Annotated in this window: 20 protein-coding genes; 10 read left to right on the forward strand and 10 right to left on the reverse strand. The window is 70.4% G+C overall.

Translation table 11 applies throughout. The annotated features are described in order from the left end of the window. Window positions 1–51: 51 nt before the first annotated feature. Together H570_RS0113500 and H570_RS0113505 are read right to left on the reverse strand one after the other, a co-directional pair. Window positions 52–372 carry a DUF4156 domain-containing protein gene (locus tag H570_RS0113500; RefSeq protein ID WP_027081202.1) on the reverse strand — a complete coding sequence of 107 codons (321 nt, stop codon included), beginning with the start codon at window positions 370–372 and terminating at the stop codon, window positions 52–54. Between the two features lie 255 nt (window positions 373–627). After that, on the reverse strand, window positions 628–3,510 hold the full coding sequence (locus H570_RS0113505) for a M16 family metallopeptidase (RefSeq protein ID WP_027081203.1): 2,883 nt from the start codon (window positions 3,508–3,510) through the stop codon (window positions 628–630). 269 nt (window positions 3,511–3,779) lie between these two features. Between H570_RS0113505 and H570_RS0113510 the strand changes: the two genes are divergently transcribed. The 3 genes from H570_RS0113510 to H570_RS0113520 all read left to right on the forward strand — a co-directional run bounded on the left by H570_RS0113510 (window position 3,780) and on the right by H570_RS0113520 (window position 5,911). Beyond that, window positions 3,780–4,487, forward strand: coding sequence for an SDR family oxidoreductase (locus H570_RS0113510; protein ID WP_051176396.1), 708 nt, complete (start codon window positions 3,780–3,782; stop codon window positions 4,485–4,487). A gap of 195 nt (window positions 4,488–4,682) precedes the next feature. Further along, window positions 4,683–5,147, forward strand: coding sequence for a tRNA (cytidine(34)-2'-O)-methyltransferase (locus H570_RS0113515; RefSeq protein ID WP_027081205.1), 465 nt, complete (start codon window positions 4,683–4,685; stop codon window positions 5,145–5,147). Window positions 5,148–5,326: 179 nt separating this feature from the next. Further along, on the forward strand, window positions 5,327–5,911 hold the full coding sequence (locus H570_RS0113520) for a porin family protein (RefSeq protein WP_027081206.1): 585 nt from the start codon (window positions 5,327–5,329) through the stop codon (window positions 5,909–5,911). A 385-nt stretch (window positions 5,912–6,296) separates the two neighbouring features. Here H570_RS0113520 and H570_RS0113525 read toward each other — a convergent pair whose 3' ends face one another. The 5 genes from H570_RS0113525 to H570_RS0113545 all read right to left on the reverse strand — a co-directional run bounded on the left by H570_RS0113525 (window position 6,297) and on the right by H570_RS0113545 (window position 9,463). Next, window positions 6,297–7,313, reverse strand: a complete 1,017-nt coding sequence (locus H570_RS0113525; RefSeq protein WP_027081207.1) for an NAD(P)H-dependent glycerol-3-phosphate dehydrogenase — start codon at window positions 7,311–7,313, stop codon at window positions 6,297–6,299. Between the two features lie 6 nt (window positions 7,314–7,319). Next, window positions 7,320–7,847: a protein-export chaperone SecB gene (secB, locus tag H570_RS0113530; RefSeq protein WP_027081208.1), complete on the reverse strand. Its 528-nt coding sequence runs from the start codon at window positions 7,845–7,847 to the stop codon at window positions 7,320–7,322. 91 nt (window positions 7,848–7,938) lie between these two features. Then, a complete protein-coding gene (locus H570_RS0113535; RefSeq protein WP_027081209.1) occupies window positions 7,939–8,382 on the reverse strand; it encodes a rhodanese-like domain-containing protein in 444 nt (147 codons plus the stop codon). Window positions 8,383–8,466: 84 nt separating this feature from the next. Continuing rightward, the gene (locus H570_RS0113540) at window positions 8,467–8,886 is read right to left on the reverse strand and encodes a hypothetical protein (protein ID WP_027081210.1); all 420 of its coding nucleotides are present in this window, start codon (window positions 8,884–8,886) and stop codon (window positions 8,467–8,469) included. A gap of 112 nt (window positions 8,887–8,998) precedes the next feature. Next, a complete protein-coding gene (locus H570_RS0113545) occupies window positions 8,999–9,463 on the reverse strand; it encodes a YiiD C-terminal domain-containing protein (RefSeq protein ID WP_245559599.1) in 465 nt (154 codons plus the stop codon). Window positions 9,464–9,553: 90 nt separating this feature from the next. Here H570_RS0113545 and H570_RS0113550 point away from each other — a divergent pair, with 90 nt between their 5' ends. The 6 genes from H570_RS0113550 to H570_RS0113580 all read left to right on the forward strand — a co-directional run bounded on the left by H570_RS0113550 (window position 9,554) and on the right by H570_RS0113580 (window position 15,641). After that, on the forward strand, window positions 9,554–10,354 hold the full coding sequence (locus H570_RS0113550) for a uroporphyrinogen-III synthase (RefSeq protein WP_051176397.1): 801 nt from the start codon (window positions 9,554–9,556) through the stop codon (window positions 10,352–10,354). 51 nt (window positions 10,355–10,405) lie between these two features. Then, window positions 10,406–11,383: a uroporphyrinogen-III C-methyltransferase gene (locus tag H570_RS0113555; protein ID WP_027081213.1), complete on the forward strand. Its 978-nt coding sequence runs from the start codon at window positions 10,406–10,408 to the stop codon at window positions 11,381–11,383. A 203-nt stretch (window positions 11,384–11,586) separates the two neighbouring features. After that, the gene (locus tag H570_RS0113560) at window positions 11,587–12,843 is read left to right on the forward strand and encodes a heme biosynthesis protein HemY (RefSeq protein ID WP_027081214.1); all 1,257 of its coding nucleotides are present in this window, start codon (window positions 11,587–11,589) and stop codon (window positions 12,841–12,843) included. 110 nt (window positions 12,844–12,953) lie between these two features. Next, the gene (locus tag H570_RS17640) at window positions 12,954–13,331 is read left to right on the forward strand and encodes a hypothetical protein (RefSeq protein ID WP_036136131.1); all 378 of its coding nucleotides are present in this window, start codon (window positions 12,954–12,956) and stop codon (window positions 13,329–13,331) included. A 68-nt stretch (window positions 13,332–13,399) separates the two neighbouring features. Beyond that, window positions 13,400–14,296, forward strand: coding sequence for a hypothetical protein (locus H570_RS0113575; protein WP_156899977.1), 897 nt, complete (start codon window positions 13,400–13,402; stop codon window positions 14,294–14,296). A gap of 28 nt (window positions 14,297–14,324) precedes the next feature. Beyond that, window positions 14,325–15,641 (forward strand): XVIPCD domain-containing protein, encoded by a 1,317-nt coding sequence (locus H570_RS0113580; RefSeq protein WP_027081216.1) that lies wholly within the window; start codon window positions 14,325–14,327, stop codon window positions 15,639–15,641. An 82-nt stretch (window positions 15,642–15,723) separates the two neighbouring features. Here the strand turns inward: H570_RS0113580 and H570_RS0113585 are convergent, their stop codons facing one another. Then, window positions 15,724–17,001: an acetyl-CoA C-acetyltransferase gene (locus H570_RS0113585; protein WP_027081217.1), complete on the reverse strand. Its 1,278-nt coding sequence runs from the start codon at window positions 16,999–17,001 to the stop codon at window positions 15,724–15,726. 93 nt (window positions 17,002–17,094) lie between these two features. Between H570_RS0113585 and H570_RS0113590 the strand changes: the two genes are divergently transcribed. Beyond that, window positions 17,095–17,976 carry a hypothetical protein gene (locus H570_RS0113590; RefSeq protein WP_027081218.1) on the forward strand — a complete coding sequence of 294 codons (882 nt, stop codon included), beginning with the start codon at window positions 17,095–17,097 and terminating at the stop codon, window positions 17,974–17,976. A gap of 66 nt (window positions 17,977–18,042) precedes the next feature. On the opposite strand, the gene H570_RS0113595 is transcribed toward H570_RS0113590, so the two are convergent. Beyond that, window positions 18,043–18,504, reverse strand: coding sequence for a GNAT family N-acetyltransferase (locus tag H570_RS0113595; protein WP_027081219.1), 462 nt, complete (start codon window positions 18,502–18,504; stop codon window positions 18,043–18,045). A 23-nt stretch (window positions 18,505–18,527) separates the two neighbouring features. After that, window positions 18,528–19,112, reverse strand: coding sequence for a superoxide dismutase family protein (locus H570_RS0113600; RefSeq protein WP_051176399.1), 585 nt, complete (start codon window positions 19,110–19,112; stop codon window positions 18,528–18,530). Window positions 19,113–19,250 lie beyond the last annotated feature (138 nt).

A 19,250-nucleotide genomic window follows, 5' to 3' on the forward strand; every position in this document is an offset into this window, starting at 1 on the left:
GGCTCCGCCCCCTCCCCGCACCGCTTGGCCCCCGCCGCGGCGGGCGGATGCTCAGTTTGCGCAGCGCCAGGCGGCGAATTTCTGGTCGCCGTTGGCCGGCGGGCCGAGCGGGCTGATGGTGTCGGCGCCGATCCCCGGGGCCTCGTTGCGGGCCAGGGTTTCGAGCTCCTCGCGCACCCGCAGGTCGTTGCGTTCATAGACCAGGGCCACCTTGTCGGCCACAGACACGCTGATCTCGCCGCGCTTTTCGCAGTCGACGGGCGCGGCCGTCGCCACTTTCACCGCGCTGGCGCCGGGCGCCATGTGCACCCAGGTACAGCCGGACAGGCCGAGGACTGCAGTGGCGAGGACGGCAAGCGGCAGGCTGCGCATGGAGGCTCCGTTCGTGGCGGGGACGCGGCATTGTGGGTGGCCGCACCTGAATGCGGCAAGTTGCGGGCCGCGCAGCACGATCCGAGCGGTTCCGGTCGTGGGCCGTGCTTTGCCCCTCCCCCTGCGAGAACAGGATGAGGCTGGGCGAGGGGGTGGGGTGCTGATGCCACTTCCTGGACGTCGCACCGGTGCCTGCGCATCCCCCTCCACGACCCTCCCCTGCCTTCGCAGGGGAGGGAGCTGAAGCGCGCGGACTTATTTGTCGCCCTTGTCGCCCTTGTCGCCGGCTGCGACCGGCTTGCCGTCGGCATCGACGATGCTGACTTCACCCAGCCCCAGCGCGCGCACCGGCTGCTCGATCTTCGCCAGGTCGCCGACCACCACCCAGGTCAGCGCCTTGGGGTCGATGGTGCCGGCCGCCGCCTGCACCTGGGCCGGGGTCAGCGATTCAACCTCGGCCTTGCGCTTGAACACGTAGTCGTCCGGGCGGTCGTAGCGGACGATGCCGCCGATGGTCGACAGCACCGAACGCGCGGTCTCGTAGGCGCCCGGCAGGCCGCGGATCTCGGTGGCCTTGATCTTCTCCACCTCGGCCGCCGTGGCCGGCTTGCTGCCGTCGGCATAGCCGTCGATCTCGCTGCGCATTTCCTTCAGCGAATCCGCGGTGCGGTCGATCTGCACCGGCGCGTACGCCATCCACGGCCGCTGCCCGATCGCGCCGGAGACGAAGCTGTAGGCGCCGTAGGCCCAGTGCTTGTCTTCGCGCAGGTTCATGTTCAGGCGCGAGGAGAACTGGCCGCCGAGCACGTCGTTGGCGATCTCGAACTCCACCGCCTTCGGATCCATCGTCGACGGCACCACCTCGCCGGCGAAGATGTTGGCCTGCACCGCGCCGGGCTGGTCGATCAGGAACACGCGCGGCTGGCCGGGACGCGCCACCTCGGGCACGGCCACGGCCTGCGGCGCGGCGCCCTCGCCCTTCCAGTCGCCGAAGTGCTTGTTGAGCACCGGCACGATCTCCTTGAGCGTGGTGTCGCCCACCACGATCACGGTCGCGTTCTCGGGGCGCATCCAGGCGTGCTGGTAGGCAACCAGGTCGTCGCGGCCCAGCGCTGCGATCGAAGCCTCGGTACCGGTGCCGCTGAACGGGATCGCGTACGGATGGCCTTCGCCGTACAGCAGCGGCGGCAGCACGCGCATGGCGGCGCCGTTCGGGCGCGCCTTTTCCTGCGCGATGCCGGCGATCCAGCTGGCCTTGACCCGGTCGATCTCGCTCTGCTCGAAGCGCGGCTGGCGCAGCATGGTCGCGAACAGCGCCACCGACGGATCGAGGTTCTCCTTCAGCGCCGACAGGTACGCGTTGCTGCCATCGAGCGATGCGCTCGCGCCGAGGCTGGCGCCAAGCGATTCGGCGCGGTCGCCGAAGGCCAGCGAGCCCAGGTCGCCCGCGCCCTCGTCCAGCATGCCCATGGCGAAGCTGGCCGCGCCCAGCGTGTCCCTGGCATCGCTGGCCGAACCGCCGTTGAACTCGTAGCTCATCTGCACCACGGGGATGTCGTGGCGCTCGGCGAGGATCACCTTCGAGCCGTTCTTCAGCGTCGCGCGCTGCAGCTCCGGGAACTTCAGGTCCGGGAAGCTCGACGGAACCGGCACACCCTTGCTGCGGTCGACGGTGCTCGGTTCGACGGTGTACTTCGGGTCCACCGGCGGCAGCGTCATCGGTGCCGGCTTGACGGTGGGCTCCTCGGCCAGCGGGGTGCGCTCGCCCGGCTCGACCACCAGGGTGTGGTCGCCGACGCCGAGCCACTTCGCACCGACCGCCTTGAGGTCGTCGGCGCTGGCGGACTGGATGTTGGCCAGCTCCTTGCGGAAGCAGCCCGGGTCGCCTTCATAGATCGTGCACGAGGCCAGCGCGTCGGCCTTGCCGCCGAAGCCGCCGATGCGCTCGATGCCGCGGATGAAGCCGGCGCGGAACATGGTCTTGGCCTGTGCCAGCTCGGCCGCGGTCGGGCCTTCGGCGATCAGCCGGTCGAGCTCTTCGTCGATGATCGCCTCGACCTTTTTCGGATCCACGCCCTGCTTGACCGTGGCCATGATGAAGAAGTTGGAACCCAGCTGCGACGGGCCGGCCATGGCGCTGACGCTGTCGACCAGCTTGTCCTCGTGCAGCAGGCGCTTGTCCAGGCGCGAGGATTTGCTGCCGCCCAGCAGCTGCGAGAACAGCTGCGACCGGTCGATGTCGACGGTGCCGACCTCGGCCACGTTCCAGACCCGGTAGATGCGCGTTTGCGGGACCTTGTCCTGCATCACTTCGCGGGTGTCGGCCGGACGCTGCGCCACGTCGACCTTCGGCTGCGCCATGGTCGGCGAGGCCGGGATGTCGCCGAAGTACTTTGCGACCTTCTCCTTCGCCGTGGCGACGTCGATGTCGCCGGCCAGCACCAGCACCGCGTTGTTGGGGCCGTACCAGGTGCGGAACCAGTTCTTGACGTCTTCCAGCGAGGCCGCGTTCAAGTCGTTCATCGACCCGATCGTGCTGTGGTGATAGGGGTGGCCGACCGGGTACAGCGCTTGGCCGAGCTTCTCCCAGACCTGGCCGTAGGGCTGGTTCTCGCCCTGGCGCTTCTCGTTCTGGACCACCCCGCGCTGCTCGTCGAGGGTCTTCTGGTCGATCGCGCCGAGCAGGTGGCCCATGCGGTCGGATTCCATCCACAGCGCCATGTCCAGCGCGGTGGTAGGCACGTTCTCGAAGTAGTTGGTGCGGTCGGAGTTGGTGGTGCCGTTCATGTCGGTGGCGCCGGCCAGCTCGAACGGGTCGAAGAACTCGCCCGGATGGTTTTCCGAGCCGTTGAACATCAGGTGCTCGAACAGGTGCGCGAACCCGGTGCGCCCCGCCGGCTCGTCCTTGCTGCCGACGTGGTACCAGATGTTCACCGCCACGATCGGCGCCTTGCGGTCGGTGTGGACCACCACGCGCAGGCCGTTGGGCAGGGTGAACTGCTCGTAGGCGATATCGACCGCGGCGGCGCGGCCGGTATCGGCAAACGCCAGGCTTGGCGCGAAGCTGCCTCCCAGGACGGTGGCCAGGGCGAGGCCGAGCACGGCGGCTCGGGGACGGCGGAGGTTGGCAAGCGACATGGGCGCTCCTGCGGGGGCATGAATGACGGGATTGTTCCACCATCGTAACGGCTGTCCGGCAGCTGAACACTAGGCCACAAGTCGTGGCAGGCCGGCTGGCGCCCGAATCCGCGCGCGGACGCCATGGCCGGTGCAAGTCCGGAATGCCTTCATCGGCCGCGATTGGCGCCCGATTGCGATGGCTTCGTCCCCGCTTATGGCCGGTCGCTCCTGCGAGCGCCTCCGCGCCCACACGGCCCATGAACGCGATTGCTGACAGACTCGGTGCCATGATTATCCGCCACTGTCTCGTCACTGGCGCCAATCGCGGCCTCGGCCTGGAATTCGTCCGCCAGCTGCTGGCGCGCGGCGACCGCGTGGTCGCTACCTGCCGCCAGCCGGGCCGCGCCAGTGCCCTCAACGCGCTTGCCGGCGGCCACCCCGGCCGCCTGCACGTGCTGCCGCTGGACGTCGCCGATCCGCGATCGCACGCCACGCTGGCCGCCGAACTGCCGCTGGTGCTGGGCGACGGCGGCCGGCTCGACCTGCTGGTCAACGGCGCCGGCGTCCTGCATTCGGGCGAACGCTTCGGCAAGGTCACCGCCGCGATCCTCGACGACAGCTTCCGCACCAACGCCGCCGGGCCTCTGCTGCTGACCCAGGCGCTGGCGCCGCTGCTGGCCGACGGCGCACGGGTGGCCAACGTGTCCTCCGAACTGGGCTCGATCACCAACGCCGGCCGCTTCGGCACGCCCAGCTACTGCATCAGCAAGGCTGCTCAGAACATGGCCAGCGTGCTGCTCGCCCACGCGCTGCGAGAGCGCGGGATCGTCGTGGTCGCGCTGCATCCGGGCTGGGTCCAGACCGACATGGGCGGCCCGAACGCGACGGTGCCGGCGGCCGATTCGGTGCGCGGCCTGCTGGCGGTGATCGACGGGCTCGCGCCGGAAGACAGCGGGAGCTTCCGCGACTGGCGGGGCGAGACGCTGCCCTGGTGACCGTAGGGGCGGCGGGAGCCGCGAGCTTTCGGCGCTGCACGGACGCAATCAGAAGCTCGCGGCTCCCGCCGCTCCTACGGGGTTGCGCCCACCCCGCGCTATCCTCCCCATCCCGCGCCGTTGTCGGCGTTATGCGGCCGATAGGCCGTATCAACGCCGACAGTTATTCCGGCGCGCAGAGCGCCGGAATAACAGTTGTTCGACGTCATCCTCCATCGGCCGGAAATCCCGCCCAATACCGGCAACGCGATCCGGCTGTGCGCCAACACCGGTGCGCGCCTGCACCTGGTGCGCCCGCTGGGCTTCGACATGGACGACCGCCAGCTGCGCCGTGCCGGCCTCGACTACCACGAGTACGCCCGCGTGCAGGTGCACGATTCGCTGGCAGCGGCGCTGGCCGCGATCGCCCCGCCGCGGCTGTTCGCGCTGAGCACGCGCAATGCGGTGCGCTTCGACACCCCGCGCTTCGTCGAGGGCGACGCCTTCGTGTTCGGCAGCGAAACCGCCGGCCTGCCCGACGAGGTGCTGGCCGCGATCCCGGACGGGCAGCGCCTGCGCCTGCCGATGCGCCCGGACAACCGCAGCATCAACCTGTCCAACGCGGTGGCGGTGGTGGTGTTCGAAGCCTGGCGACAGCTGGAGTTCCGCGGCGGCGCCTGACCCGGTCGCGACCGAAAAGTTCCTGTACTGTCAAGTTTACTATTCAGCGTGCGTTGGCGCCGCGCGCGGACAATGCGCGCCACCGGTCCAGGCGTCGCCGTTTCCCCGACGGTCTCTCTCCCTCCCCTGACGCCTGGCCGGCCCTTACAAAAACAACGATTCCAGAAGGGTCCCCCAGAATGAAGAACTCCCTGATTGCCGCCGCACTGCTGGCGGTGCCCGCGCTTGCCCTGGCTACCGGCGCTTCGGCGGCCGATGGCGTGTCCTACAACTACATCCAGGGCGGCTACGCCGCCACCAACGGCGACGGCAACGTCGATGCCGACGGCTGGGCGATCGACGGCTCGGTCGCCGTGCACCCCAATTTCCACCTGTTCGGTGCCTTCAACCAGCAGGAAATCGACAACACCAATATCGACATCGACCAGTGGCGCGCCGGCGTGGGCTACAACCACGAGATCTCGCCGCGGGTCGACCTGCTCACCCGCATCGCCTACGAGAAGTTCGACGCCGGCAGCAACCTGGACTTCGACGGTTACAGCGTCGAGGCCGGCGCCCGCGCGGCGCTGACCAACAACCTGGAAGGCTACGCGCTGGCCGGCTACGAGAACTACGACAGCAACGGCCTGCTCGCCGATGACAGCAACTTCTACGGCCGCCTCGGCGCGCAGTGGAAGTTCAACCAGAACTGGGGCGTGAGCGGCGACGTCAAGTTCTCCGACGGCGACACGCAGTGGTTCGTCGGTCCGCGCCTGACCTGGTAACCGCAGCATCACCATCAAGCGACAAGGTTTTACCCGCGATCGATCTCTCTCCCCGCATCGCGACCAGCCCGGCCAGCAATGGCCGGGCTTTTTAATGTCTCGGCCTTCGAGTTTTCGCAGGAGTGGTTTCAGCCGCGAGCTTTTCGCGAGTCGCCAATCCTCGGCCCGGCCCCCAAGAGCTCGCGGCTGAAGCCGCTCCTACAAAGTGCCCCGACGGGCTCTGCTTCAACGGATCCGAACCACCTGTGTCGATGGCAGACCCGGAGGGCGGCGCGCATGGATATGCAGCGCCCTCCGGGTCTGCCGGCATAAGCGGCATGAGTGATTTCCAGAAGAGCGGGGAGCAGGAAGCAGGAGACTGCAGGCTCTCGCCCCGAGGGCCGAGCTACCCGGCTGGGTATTCGGCCTTCTGCTCGCGCGACAGCAGGCGCTGCAGCGCTTCGGCCGGGGTGATGTCGCCGTGCAGCACGGCGCGCACGTTCTCCGAGATCGGCAGCTCCACGCCGTGGCGCTCCGCCAGGCGCATGACTTCGTTGGCGGTCTGCACCGACTCGACCACCTGGCCGATCTCGCGCACCGCATCCTCGAGCGTCTGGCCGCGGCCGAGCGCAAGGCCGAGGCGGCGGTTGCGCGACAGGTCGCCGGTGCAGGTCAGCACCAGGTCGCCGAGGCCCGCCAGGCCCATCAGGGTTTCGGCGCGGCCGCCGATCGCGGCGTTGAGCCGCAGCATTTCGTTGAGGCCGCGGGTGATCAGGCCGGTGCGGGCGTTGAGGCCCAGTTCCATGCCGTCGGCGGCGCCGGTGGCCACGGCCAGCACGTTCTTCATCGCCCCGCCGAGCTCGGCGCCGCGCATGTCGCTGCCGGTGTAGGCGCGGAATTCCGGGCCGTGCAGCACGTCGGCGACCTGCTGCACGAACGCGGTGTCCTCGCCCTGCACGGTCAGCGCGGTCGGCAGGCCGAGCGCGACTTCCTTCGCAAACGACGGCCCGGTGACCACCGCCAGCGGCACGTCCGGGCCGAGCAGTTCGCCCGCCACTTCGTGCAGGAAGCGCCCGGAGCCGGGTTCGAAGCCCTTGGCCGCCCACGCCACGCCGGCGTGCGCCGGGCGCAGCGGCGCCAGCGCGCGCAGGGTTTCGGTGAACGCGTGCGACGGCACCACCACCAGCACCAGGTCCGCACCGCGCATCGCGGCGGCCAGGTCGGTGGTGGCGCGCAGGCTTTCAGGCAGCGCGATGCCCGGCAGGTAGCGCGGGTTTTCGTGGCGCCGGTCGATCGCCTCGGCCACCGCGGCGTCGCGCCCCCAGAGCACGGTCGGGTGACCGTGCCTGGCAATCAGTGCAGCCAGCGCGGTGCCCCAGGAGCCGGCTCCCAGCACCACCACCGACGATGTCGCTTCCGCCATGGCGGATCAGGCGTTGCCGGCCGGTTCGCTGGCGGCCAGGTTGCCGTCGCCGCCCTTGGCCTGCTGCTCGGCGCGCTGGCGCAGGCTTTCGGCGTAGAGGGCTTCGAAGTTGATCGGCTGCAGCAGGAACGGCGGGAAACCGCCGGCCTGAATCAGGTCGCCGATGGTCTGGCGCACGTACGGATACAGGATGTTCGGGCAGTGGGTGCCGAGGATGGCGTCGAGCGCGGCATCGTCGAACCCGGCCAGGCCGAACACGCCGGCCTGCTGCACTTCGGCCAGGTAGGCGGTCCTGTCTTCGGCAAACGTGCAGGTCAGGGTGACGCCGAGCACGACTTCGAATGCGCTGTCGTTCAGGCGCTGCACGCGCTGGTTGAGGTTCATCTGCAGCTGCGGCTGGCCCTGCTCGTTGAACACGCCCGGCGCGCCCGGTGCCTCGAACGACACGTCCTTGACGTAGATCTTCTCGACGCTGAACTGCGGGCCGTTGGAGGCCGGCGCGGCGGCGCCGTTGCTGACGGGTTGGTCGGACATCTGGGAACTCCGGCTGAAAGGAAAAGACGGGAAAAGAGGCCGATTATGGCATGGCGCCACGGGACGCCCGGCTCGCGCCGGCCTCGCGGGCTCAGCCCCTGGCGCGGCCCTTGACCAGCGGCAGGTCGGCCTGCTGCCAGCCGCCGATGCCGCCGTCGAGCACGTGCACGTGCTCGAAACCGGCCTTTTTCAGGCGCCTGGCGGCACCGGCGGCGGTCTGGCCGGTCTTGCACACCAGCACCACCGGCAGCGACTTGGCCGGCGCGAGCTGCTTGCTTTCGGGATCGAACTGGCTCATCTGCACGTTCTTCGAGCCCGGCACGTGGCCCTTCTCGAAATCGGCCATCGGACGCAGGTCGACGACCAGCGCGTTGTCGCGGTTGATCAGCGCGGTCAGGGCGGCCGGCCGCAGCACCTTGTAGCCGCGGAACAGCTGCGCGATTTCGTTGCCGATGATCGCAAGGGTCAGGCCGACCAGCGCGATCGACAGCAATTCGTGGCGGCCGGCGAAGGCCAGCAGTTCTTCAGGATTCACGGGGTCTGACGGGGCAAGCCGGGAACTGGCGGGCCGCGATTGTCGCACAGGCGCCCGCGCGGGACGCCGGCGACGAGCCCGCGCCTATTCGCCTTCCCACAGGTCGGGCAGGCCGTTCATCTGCCACCAGGCCTTGGCCTCGGGGTCGTAGTGCCAGCGCTCGGTGTAGCGCATGCCGCGCTCGGTCATGGTGTGCTTGTTGATCACGCCCAGGTCGATCTCGCGCACCACGTCGCCGTCGGGCAAGGTCTGTGCGCCCAGGTCGTGGTAGCGGGAAATGCCGACGTGGTTGTAGCGCTCGAATTCCACTGCCGTCATCGGATGCGCTTCGCGATATTTGGCGTCGACCAGGTTCCAGGCGCCCTCGAAGTCGCCCCAGCGGATCGCCGCCGACCAGGCGTACTGCGCTTCGTGCAGCTTGTCGGCCTTGCCGCCCGTGCTGGCGCAGCCCGCAGCCAGCAGCGCAACGGCCAGCAGCAGCCACCAGTGCTTCAACATCCGCATCGCGTTTCTCCTCCCCGGGCCCGGCGTGGCGGCAAGGGTAGCAATCCGGGGCGCGCCTGCGCTTGCGTGCGATCGCAGAACGGCCGCGCCACCCCGGCGCGGCGAGTGGGGCTCACCCCGGTTTGCGCGCGATCGCCACGTAGCGCGCGCGCAAGGTCGTGGCAACGCCGCCGTCGGGCAGCGGCACGGTCGCGACCAGGGTGGTCCGGGCGCGGCCGCGTTCGCGCAGCGTGGCGATGAAGTCGCCCCACGCGCTGTCCTCGGCGATCCGCGCCTGCGCGCGCAGGTCGGCGAACAGCGGCGCCAGATAGCGCACCTCGCTGTCGGCGACGAACACGTCCGCGTCCAGCCCGGCCTGTTGCACGTGCAGCGTCACCAGTCCCCACGACGCCAGCGTCATCAGCGACACCAGGCTGCCGCCGAACGCGCAGCCCTTGTCGTTGACGTGCAGCGCCAGCGGCGCTTCCAGGGTCAGCGTGTCGCCGTCATGGCCGGCGATCCGCAGCTGCATCGCCGCCACCGGCGGCATCGCCTGGTAGTGGGCGTCCAGCGCGCGCAGGGCGGGTTGGTCTTGCAACGGCAGGGTCCTCGCTGGAAGGGATCGTCTTGCGTGGAAACGGATGCAGCGAGGCTTGCGAGCATCCCGGCGACCGCCCAAGCTGGCCGCATGCGCACTCGACCACCGCCTCCCACCGCACTGGCCGGATGCTACGTCATCTCGCTGCGCCCGGTGGGCGCGCATGCCGCGATCCGGCGCGCCGCGGCGGCCCACGGCGCACGCGTGCTGGCGCTGTCGCCATGGAAGCTGGTCCTGCACGACGACCGCACGGCCCGCGCCAGCCTGCGCGCCGCGCTGGCCGCGGACCGGGTGCTGGTGACCAGCCCGGCCGCGGTCGGCGCGGCGCGGGCGCTGCAGCCGCTGCATCGGCGGCGCGGGCAGCAGTGGTTCGCGGTCGGCGCGGGCACGGCCGCGGCGCTGCGGCGGGCCGGCATCGACGAGGTCGCCGCGCCCACGCGGATGGACAGCGAAGGCCTGCTCGCGCTGCCGGGGCTGCACGGCCTGCGCGGCAGCAGCGCCGGCCTGGTCACCGCGCCGGGCGGCCGCGGCCGCATCGTGCCGGCGCTGCAGCGCCGCGGCGCGCGCGTGCTGCGCGCCAACGTCTACGAACGCGTGCCGATCGCACCGTCGCCGCGCGCGCTCGCGGCGCTGCGCGCGCTGGCGGCGCCCGCCGCGCCCGCCTGGCTGCTGCTGAGCAGCGGCGAGGCATTGGCGCACCTGCTCGATGTCCTGCCCGGCGACGCCCTCGCCGCGCTGCGCCGCGCGCGCGTGGCCGCGGCCAGCGAACGGCTCGCGCAGCTGGCGGGCGAGAACGGCTTCAGCGGGATCGTCACCGCGGCCAGCGCGCGCCCGCGCGACCTGCTTGATGCCGCCGCGTCCACCGCCGCCGGATCCCGGAAGCAGCGCTGATCCGATAGCATTTGCGCCATCCCCCGACACAGTCGCCACCGGCCGCACGCCTTGAGCACTCCCGTTCCACCTCCCGCCACGCGCCGCCGCGGCGGTTCCGCGCTGGCCTGGCTGCTGGCGCTGCTGGTCCTCGCCGCGGGCGGCTGGTTCGGCTGGCACGGGTGGCAGGCGCGCACGCAGCATGCACGCGACGTCGAAGCGCAGGCCGACCAGCGCCTCGGCGCGCTCGAACAGCGCATCGACGCCCTGCACGCCGACCAGCGCGCGCAGGCGCAGCGGCTGCAGCAGGCCACCGCCACCAACCGCGTGCTGCGCGACGAACTGCTTGGCATCGGCCAGCGCGCGGCGCTGCTCGAGGACAGCGTCTCCGCGCTCGCGGACCCCACGCACAGCGGCGCGCAGGCGCTGCGCCTGGACGAACTCGAACTGGTGCTCGGCCTGGTCCAGCAGCGCCTGCAGCTGGCCGGCGACCTCGACGGCGCGCGCCGCGGCTATGCGCTTGCGGCAAACCTGCTCGACGGCATCCATGATCCCGCCTGGCTGAGCCTGCGCCAGACCCTGGCGCAGGAGCGCAGCGCGGTCGACGCGCTGGGCGCCGACCCGCGCGCGGTCGCAGCCGGTCGGCTGCAGGCGTTCGCCGCGGCGCTGCCGGCATTGCCGATCACCGTCGCCACGCGCGACGACGCGACGCTGCCGTGGTGGCAACGTGCGTTTGCTCGCGTCATCGACGTGCGCCACGCCGACACCGCGGTGGCGATCGAACCGGGCGACCGCGCCGCCGGGCTGGCCGCGCTGCAACTCGAGCTCACCCTTGCCCAGGCCGCCGCGGAACGTCGCGACCGCGACGGCTACCGCAATGCGCTTGCGCGCGCCGACGGCTGGACCACGCGCCTGTGGCCGGACACGCCGCAGCTGCGCGAGCGCCGCGCGGGCCTGCGCGAGCTGCGCGAACTGCCGCTGGCGATCGACCTGCCGACGCTGGGCACCACCCTCCAGCAGCTGCGTGCGATGCGCGCGGCGTCGCCCTGACGCGCCGCGCCGGTTCGAAAGCGTTCAGCGGCCCGATGCCGGGTTCACGCGGCGCGCGTTATAGAAGGGGTACTCGAATTGTTCGAGTGCCTTCCTGCCGCCCTTCCGCATCGCGGGCGAGGCGCCGGGAAAGTCGGTTCGACGCGTTCGTGCACGGATGCGGCCCGGGTCGACGCGGTACCGACACACACGGAGAGCGTGCGATGAACCTGTTCCGCAACTTGCTGTTCTGGATCGTGCTGGCGCTGGTGGGCGCGCTGCTCGCGCAGCTGCTGCTGGCCGATCCGGGCTACGTGCTGGTGCGCTACCGCGGCATGGACTACACCACCACGGTGGCGGCCGGTCTGTTGATCCTGGCCGGCACGCTGTTCGCGCTGTGGCTGCTGTGGAAGCTGCTGACGCTGCCGCTGCGCGCCTGGCGCGGGCATCGCGACCGGCAATCGCGCGCGCGGCTGGGCGGCGGCCTGGAGGCGCTGCACCACGGCCACTACGCGCGCGCGCAGAAGCTGCTGGAACAGGCCGCGGGCGACGACGACGCGGTTGCCGGCGTCGCCCGCAGCGCCGCGGCGCAGGCCGCGCTGGCGCGCGGCGACGTCGCCGGCGCGAGTGCGCAAGTCGAGGCGATGGGCGAACGCCACGCCGCTTCGCGCGCGATCGCCGCCGCCGAGCTCGCGCTCGCCGATGGCCGCCCCACCGACGCGCTGGTCGCGCTCGACGCACCGGCCGCGCAGCCGTTGCCTCCGCGCGGGCTCGCGCTGCGCGCCGAGGCGTTCGCCATCTCCGGCCAGGGCGCGCAGGCCTACGGCATGCTCGGCCCGATGCGCCAGCAGCAGGCGCTGCCCGAGGCGCGCCTGTCCGAGCTGGAAACCCGCTGGGCCGAGGCGTCGCTGCACGAAGCCGGCGACGCCAACGTGCTGGCGGACCGCTGGGAAGCCCTGCCCAAGCCGCTGAAATCCGAGCCGCGCGTGGTGATCGCCTACGCCGACCGCGCCGCCGACCTGCGCTGGGAGGATGCGTCGGCAAAGAGCATCGAGCAGGCGCTCGACGCGCGCTGGGACGAGCGCCTTGCCGCGCGCTACGGCACCCTTCCGATCGCCCGCCTGGAACAGCGCCGCGACAACGCGCAGCGCTGGCTGCAGGCGCACCCGGCCAGCCCCGCATTGCTGCTGACCCTGGCGCGGCTGGCCCGCGCGCAGGGCCAGTGGCCAGCGGCTCAGGACTACCTGCACCGCGCCCTGGCGCAGGGCGCCGGCAGCGAAGCCTGGGAAGAGTTCGGCCACGGCTTCGCCGCCGCCGGTGACGACGCCAGCGCCCGCATCGCCTACGTCAACGCCCTGCGCGCGGCGCGCGGCGAAACGATCGAGCGGCTGCCCGCCCAGCGCGACCTCCGGCAGACAATCTACGACCGCGCTGTGACCGAGGAACGCGACGAACACGGCCTGCCGAGGTTGCGCGAGTAACCAACGCAGCTTTCCACGTCCGTCGCGGGAGCCGCGAGCGTTTTCCTGAAGACCCCGAGCCATTCCTCAAAAAAGCTCGCGGCTCCCGCCGCTCCTACGGACCCCGCACGATGCCCCTGCCCCGTTCCCTGGATCCCGAGAATCTGCGCGAGGAAGTCCCCGGATTCGCGCACTGGTTCCGCTACCCGCTGCACGCACACGACTTCCATCCACTGCGCGCCGGCGATGACGCGCACGCAAGCCTGCTCGGCTACTACGCCGCCAAGCCGCTGTACGGAAAACTCGACGCGCACGGTCGCGTGGACCGCAGCGCCGGCCTCAACGGCGAGGTGGTCGCGGTGTTCGTGCCATCGCCGGCACGATCATGGCGACACGCGCGCCTGGTTCGCGCCCGCATGCCGCGCCGGCGCGTCCGTCGCGCCGATGGCACCCGCAACTGGCCGGCGATCCGGCGCGCCGCCGAGGCGGCGATTCGCCGCAGCCTGTAACGCGAGACTGGCACTCGCGCTTAGCACCGCGCGCGGCCACATGCATGAGCGACCGCCGGAATCTCCGCGTGACACGCGTCGCAATCCTTCCCAATGGAGTGAAGGTATGCTTTTCCTTCGACAAGGAGATCGGGATGACGCAGGGATTCGCGCGCTGTCTGTGCCTGCTGCTCGGCTGCCTGCTGGCCGCCTGTACCACCCGCACGGACGCGCAGGAGAAAGACATGGGATTGGACCCCGCCACCGCGGCTTACCAGAAGTACGGCTACAACGACCGCCCGGTCGAAGCCCGCCTCGGGCCGCACCGCTACCTGATTCCGGCCAATTACTTCCGCGACCAGATCGGCCCGGACTTCCAGGGCAACTTCAGCCTGCTGGTGCAGTGGCCGGACCTGCAACCGCTGCCGCCGGGCGAGCGCTCGAAGCAGGACATGGAGACGTTCGCGAAGCAGGTCACGATCTCGCCCGATTACGTGGATCGGGTACCGATGGAAGGGCTGCTGGAGAAGTCGATCCAATCACATTCTGCGAAAGATTCACTCGCTTACCAAAATCCACGCGAACGGCTCGACTTGCGTGATGCACAAGCACCCGTGTTCGGCCTCATTCCCTACCATGTCAACCATGATCGGCTTGTTGCCTACGAGAAACAGCAGGAACAGGTTTTCGGCTTTCCGTCCACCGCCAAGCTGGAGGATACCTGGGACTGGTACGTTGCCCGCGATACTGGGGGTGCGGTTTCCACCGTAATCAAGTGCGACTCCCACCTGCAACCCGACGGATTCATCATCCACGGCGAGCGCCTGATCCGCGAAGGCCATCGCTCGGCCGGCTGCATCCACTACTTCCTGATGCCGGACGAGAAGATCTCGTTCTCGGCCTTCTATCCGCGGGTGTTCCTCCGGGACTGGAAGCGGATCGAGGATCGTGCCCGCGCGTTGCTGACGCAATATCGCAAGGATTGACCTGCTTCATTCTGCAAGGAAGTGCATCGTGGCAAGACTCGATCAACGAGACATGGATGTCCTGAGCTTTTACGCGCAGAAGGGAAACCGCGAACTGTACTGGAACTACCTGGCCCAGCACGAAGGCAGCGACGGCTACGGCCTGCTCGCGCTGGGCGTGGTGCGCAACGACAGCATGCCGGGTGCCGTGGCCAACAACTTCGCACAGAACTATGCTCGCAGCCATGACGATCGCGTGCTCACTGAGCGTGAATGGGAGCAATTCGGTCAGGACTTGCTCGTGCGCGACCTCGAACGACGGCAGTACTGGATGAACAGACATCGACCGGATCTTGCACTCAACCTGCCGGTCAAGGAAATCCAGTCCGCGCATGACAAATCCTTCCAGGATCACGACATCGATCCCAACGCCTGGACCCCGCGCCAGCTGCTCGAGGCCGCGCGCCGGCAGGGTGGCGAACAAGCCGCCGAAGGCGTCTGGCACGCGATGCTCGACAACAACGCGCTTGGCCTCGGCCTGGGGATCGGCCGCGCCGGCATCACCGTCGGCGACATCGTGCGCTACAACGACGAACACCTGCCGGCCATGCGCTACACCGGCGCGTTGGCCGGCGCCAGCGCGATGGCCTCGCAGGATCGGCCGGACACCGATCCGGACGTGATCGGTGCGGCCGGCTTCTACTACCTGTACGACCGCAACGCATGCGAATGGTCGAGCATCGCCGGCGGCGGGATGGGCGGACCGATAATACGTCGCGTCACCGATCCGGCGCGCATCGCCGAGCTCGACGGCGCCCGAGCCGTGCGCCTGGAGCGGCAGCAGAAGGCGGCGCAATTCCATCCGCTCGACCCGCACCGCGAGATCGCACGCAGCCCTTTCACGCTCGCCGGGGCCGATGTTCCCGCAACCACGAACCAGCTCGCCATGCACGATCCAGACCACCCCGACGACCCCTTGTACCTGAGCAGCCGCGAAGCCGTGCGTCGACTCGATGCCGCCCTCGGCCGCACGCCGGACCAGAGCAGCGAATGCATGGCCGCCAGCCTGGCCTGCCTCGCCCGTCGTCGCGGACTCGACCGCGTCGACCACGTCGTGTTGAGCGAACACAACGAGAACGTCCGCCAGGGCGAGAACGTGTTCGTCGTGCAGGGCCGGCTTGATGATCCTGCGCATCTGCGCGCGCACATGAAGACGCAAGTCGCGGTGGAAACGCCGGCTGCCGAGTCGTTTCGCCAGCTCGATGCGCTGCGCGACGCCATGCAACCGATGCCGGCGCGGCAGCAGCAGGCCGTCGACGACGTGGCGATCGAACAGCAGCGCGTGGCGCCGGTGCGGATCGTCTAGGGAAGGCCTGGTGGCCCGGCTTCTGCCCGTCATCCCTGCGAGGGCGGGAATGACGGCAACTGTTCAGAGGTGTCCTTCGCGCTCAGCGCTCCAGGATCGCCACCACGCCCATGCCGCCGGCGGTGCAGATCGACACCAGGCAGCGGCCGCCGCCGCGCTGCTGCAACTCCTTGGCCGCGGTCGCGACGATGCGCGCGCCGGTCGCCGCGAACGGGTGGCCGGTGGCCAGCGACGAGCCGTTGATGTTGAGCTTCGCCAGGTCGATCTTGCCCAGCGGCGCATCGAGGCCGAGCCGGGTCTTGCAGTAGTCCTCGCTCTCCCACGCCCGCAGCGTGCACAGCACCTGCGCGGCGAAGGCCTCGTGGATCTCGTACAGGTCGAAGTCCTGCAGGGTGAGGCCGTTGCGCGCCAGCATCTCCGGCACCGCGATGGTCGGCGCCATCAGCAGGCCTTCGCCGTGCACGAAGTCGACCGCCGCCACCTGCGCGTCGCGGATGTGGCACAGCACCTCGTGGCCGTGCGCCGCGGCCCATTCGTCGCTCGACAGCAGGCAGGCGGCCGCGCCGTCGGTGAGCGGCGTGGAATTGCCGGCGGTGAGCGTGCCGCGGCCGGAGACCTTGTCGAATGCGGGCTTGAGCGTCGCCAGTTTCTCCAGCGAGGTGTCGGCGCGCAGGATGTTGTCGCGCGAGACGCCGCGGAAACTGACCACCAGGTCGTCGAAGAAGCCGCGGTCATAGGCTGCGGCGAGCTTGTGGTGCGAGGCGACGGCCAGTTCGTCCTGCGAATCGCGCGAGATGTTCCATTCCTTGGCCATGTCCTCGCAGTGGTCGCCCATGCTCTTGCCGGTGCGCGGCTCGGCCACGCCGGGGAACTCGGGCTTGAGTTCGCGGAAGTGGAAGCCCTTGAACGCGGCAATCCTGTCGCGCGTGGTCTTGCCGCGCGCCGCTTCGAGCAGGCGCCGGCGCAGCTTCTGGCCGTAGACGATCGGCACGTCGGAGGTGGTGTCCGAGCCACCGCCGATCCCGGCCTCGATCTGGCCGGTGGCGATCTTGTTGCCGATGGTGATCAGCGCGTCGAGCGAGGTGCCGCAGGCGCGCTGCAGGGTGATGCCCGGGGTCAGCGGCGACAGGCCCGACGACAGCGTCGCCTCGCGGCCGAGGTTCCAGTCGCTGGGATGCTTGATCACCGACCCGAGCGCCACCTCGCCCAGCTGCTGCCCGTGCAGCCCAAACTTCTCGACCAGCGCGCCCAGCGTGCGCACCGACATGCCGAGGTTGCCGACGTCGGCGTAGGCCGTGTTCTGGCGGCAGAAGGGGATGCGGACGCCGCCGAGGACGGCGACGGGACGGCCATGGAGCATCGGGTTTGCCTCGTTGCGGGCCTGCCAGCGTGGCGGGCCATAATGGATTGGAGTCTAGCGCCGTGACGGTGTACGGCCAATCATGAGCAGGCGATGAGCGAACCGATTCTGCACGTCCTCGGTGCACTGGCACTGGAACTGACCCCCGGCAGCAGCGCCGCGCGCGATGCGCTGCCGCAGCGCGAGGCCGGCGAACTGGGCGCCGCGATGGCGCGCGACCTGGCCCGCTTCGCGCCGCAGGCTGCAACGCTGGACCTGACCACTACCGGCGCGCACTACGACCCGGTCGAACTGCTGCGTCCGGGCTGGCCGGTGCATCGCGAGCTCGACCAGCTCGGCGCGCGCGCGCCCGGCGGCGGCAGTGGCGGCGGCCGCATCATCGCCTTCGGCAGCCACGACGGGCGCCTGCCCGGCGCGCTGTCGCCATCACCGGACTACGCCGGCGGCCCGCTGCGGCTGGTGCCCTGGTCGCTGGCCGGCGCGGGCGATGTCGCAAGCGAGGTCGGCGAGGCCTGCGAACGCGACCTGATGGAACGCGGCATGGCCGGCGCCGACACCGCGCTGCTGGCGCAGGAAGCGTTCGGCCTGCAGGTCGAGCACGCCCGCTACCTGACCATGCACGACCTGTGCGCGCTGATGGCGATGCAGTACGAGCACGCAGGCCTGGCACCGCTGTGGCCGGTGCTCGAAACCGCGCTGCTCTCGCCCGAGCGCGAAGCCTGGCTGGACGCCCCGCCCGAACCGCTGCTGCGCTACGCAGGGCAGGAGGCGCGCATCGCCCTGCTGACCCCGGCCGCGTGGCGCGCGCGCAACGCGGCGGCAAACGGCGACGGCAAGGACATGGATGACGAACGCCTGCAGCGCGGTTTCGCCCATTACGAGGCGCGGCAGCGCCAGTTCGCCGCGGTGCTGCGCGCGCACGGCGTGGCGGTGACGTTCGCGCATTGCCAGGGCGATCCGGCGGCCGAGCTGTAGGTCGGGGCGACGTCCCCGACGCGGTGGATCCCGATCATCGAGGGGCGCCGCGGGCGTAGTCCCGACCTACGGCATCCCGGCTTCGAGGATGTCGTAACCGGCGTCGGCCATGCCAAGCGCCGCGTAGGTGCCGCGCGCCGCATCGTTGCCGCGCTCGACGTACAGGCGCAGGCCGACCACGCCGGGCGTCGCGCGCGCCAGCGCCTCCACGTGCCGATACAGCGCCGCGAACACGCCCTGCCGCCGCTGCGCCGGGACCACGTACACGCTCTGGATCCACCACCAGTGGCCGTTGCGCCAGTCGCTCCATTCGCGGGTGAGCATCAGGGTGCCGGCGGGCTCGCCACCGTCGTCGACGGCGACGAAGTAGCGCGCCTTCGCCGGATCGGCGATGCCCGCGTCGATGCCGGCGCGCACGGTGCCGGGATCGAGGTGCTTGCGCTCGGTTTCCCACGCCATCGCGATGGCGCAGTCGGCGAGCCAGTCACAGTCGGCGGCAGTGGCTTCCCGGATCGAGCGCGTGGTCATGTGGCGGAGAGTCCAGCAGGCGATTACTGGGCCTTGATCACCCCGCAGGCCACGCGCGCGCCGGCGTTGCCGGCCGGCTGCGACTGGTAGTCGTCGGGTGCGGCGTGCACGATCACCGCGCGGCCGGCAATGTCGTTGGCCGCGCCGCCGCCAAGGGTGACGCCGGCCAGGTGGATGTCGATGGCCGCCACGCCCTGGGCGTTGGCAAGGATGTTGTCCATGTCGCCGGCGTGATGCGTCGCCGTGCCGGCGCGGCCGTGGGCGCTGCCGGTCGGATTGAAGTGGCCACCGGCGCTGCTGGCATCGGCGGCGCTGCAGTCGCCCTTCTCGTGCACGTGGATGGCGTGGGACTTGCCGCCGCCGAGGCCGCCGATCTCGCCGGTGATGTGCACGCCGTCGCCCATCGGCACGATCGACAGCTTGCCGCTGACCAGGCTGCCCGATGCCGAGGCAAGGTTGACGGTGGCCGATTCCGCCGCGCTGGTGACCGGCGTGGCCGGGGTCGGCGACGACATCGGCGGCGGCGCCTTCTCGCCCGTGGTCGAACAGGCCGCCAGCGCGCAGGCGGCGGCGACGGCGAGCAGGTGGTGGCGATGGCGGTTGGGCATGGTGATCTCCTTGCTGAAAGTCCGCGCACGCTAGCGCGCGCGGGGTTCACGGTGGATGAAAGCACGCGGGTCGAACGCGGGCGGGCTGAGAACAGGATGTTCGAACGCACGCCTACGAAAGCCGAACGGGCAATGGCC

Origin of the sequence: Luteimonas mephitis DSM 12574 (assembly GCF_000422305.1) — a bacterium.
Taxonomy (GTDB): domain Bacteria; phylum Pseudomonadota; class Gammaproteobacteria; order Xanthomonadales; family Xanthomonadaceae; genus Luteimonas; species Luteimonas mephitis.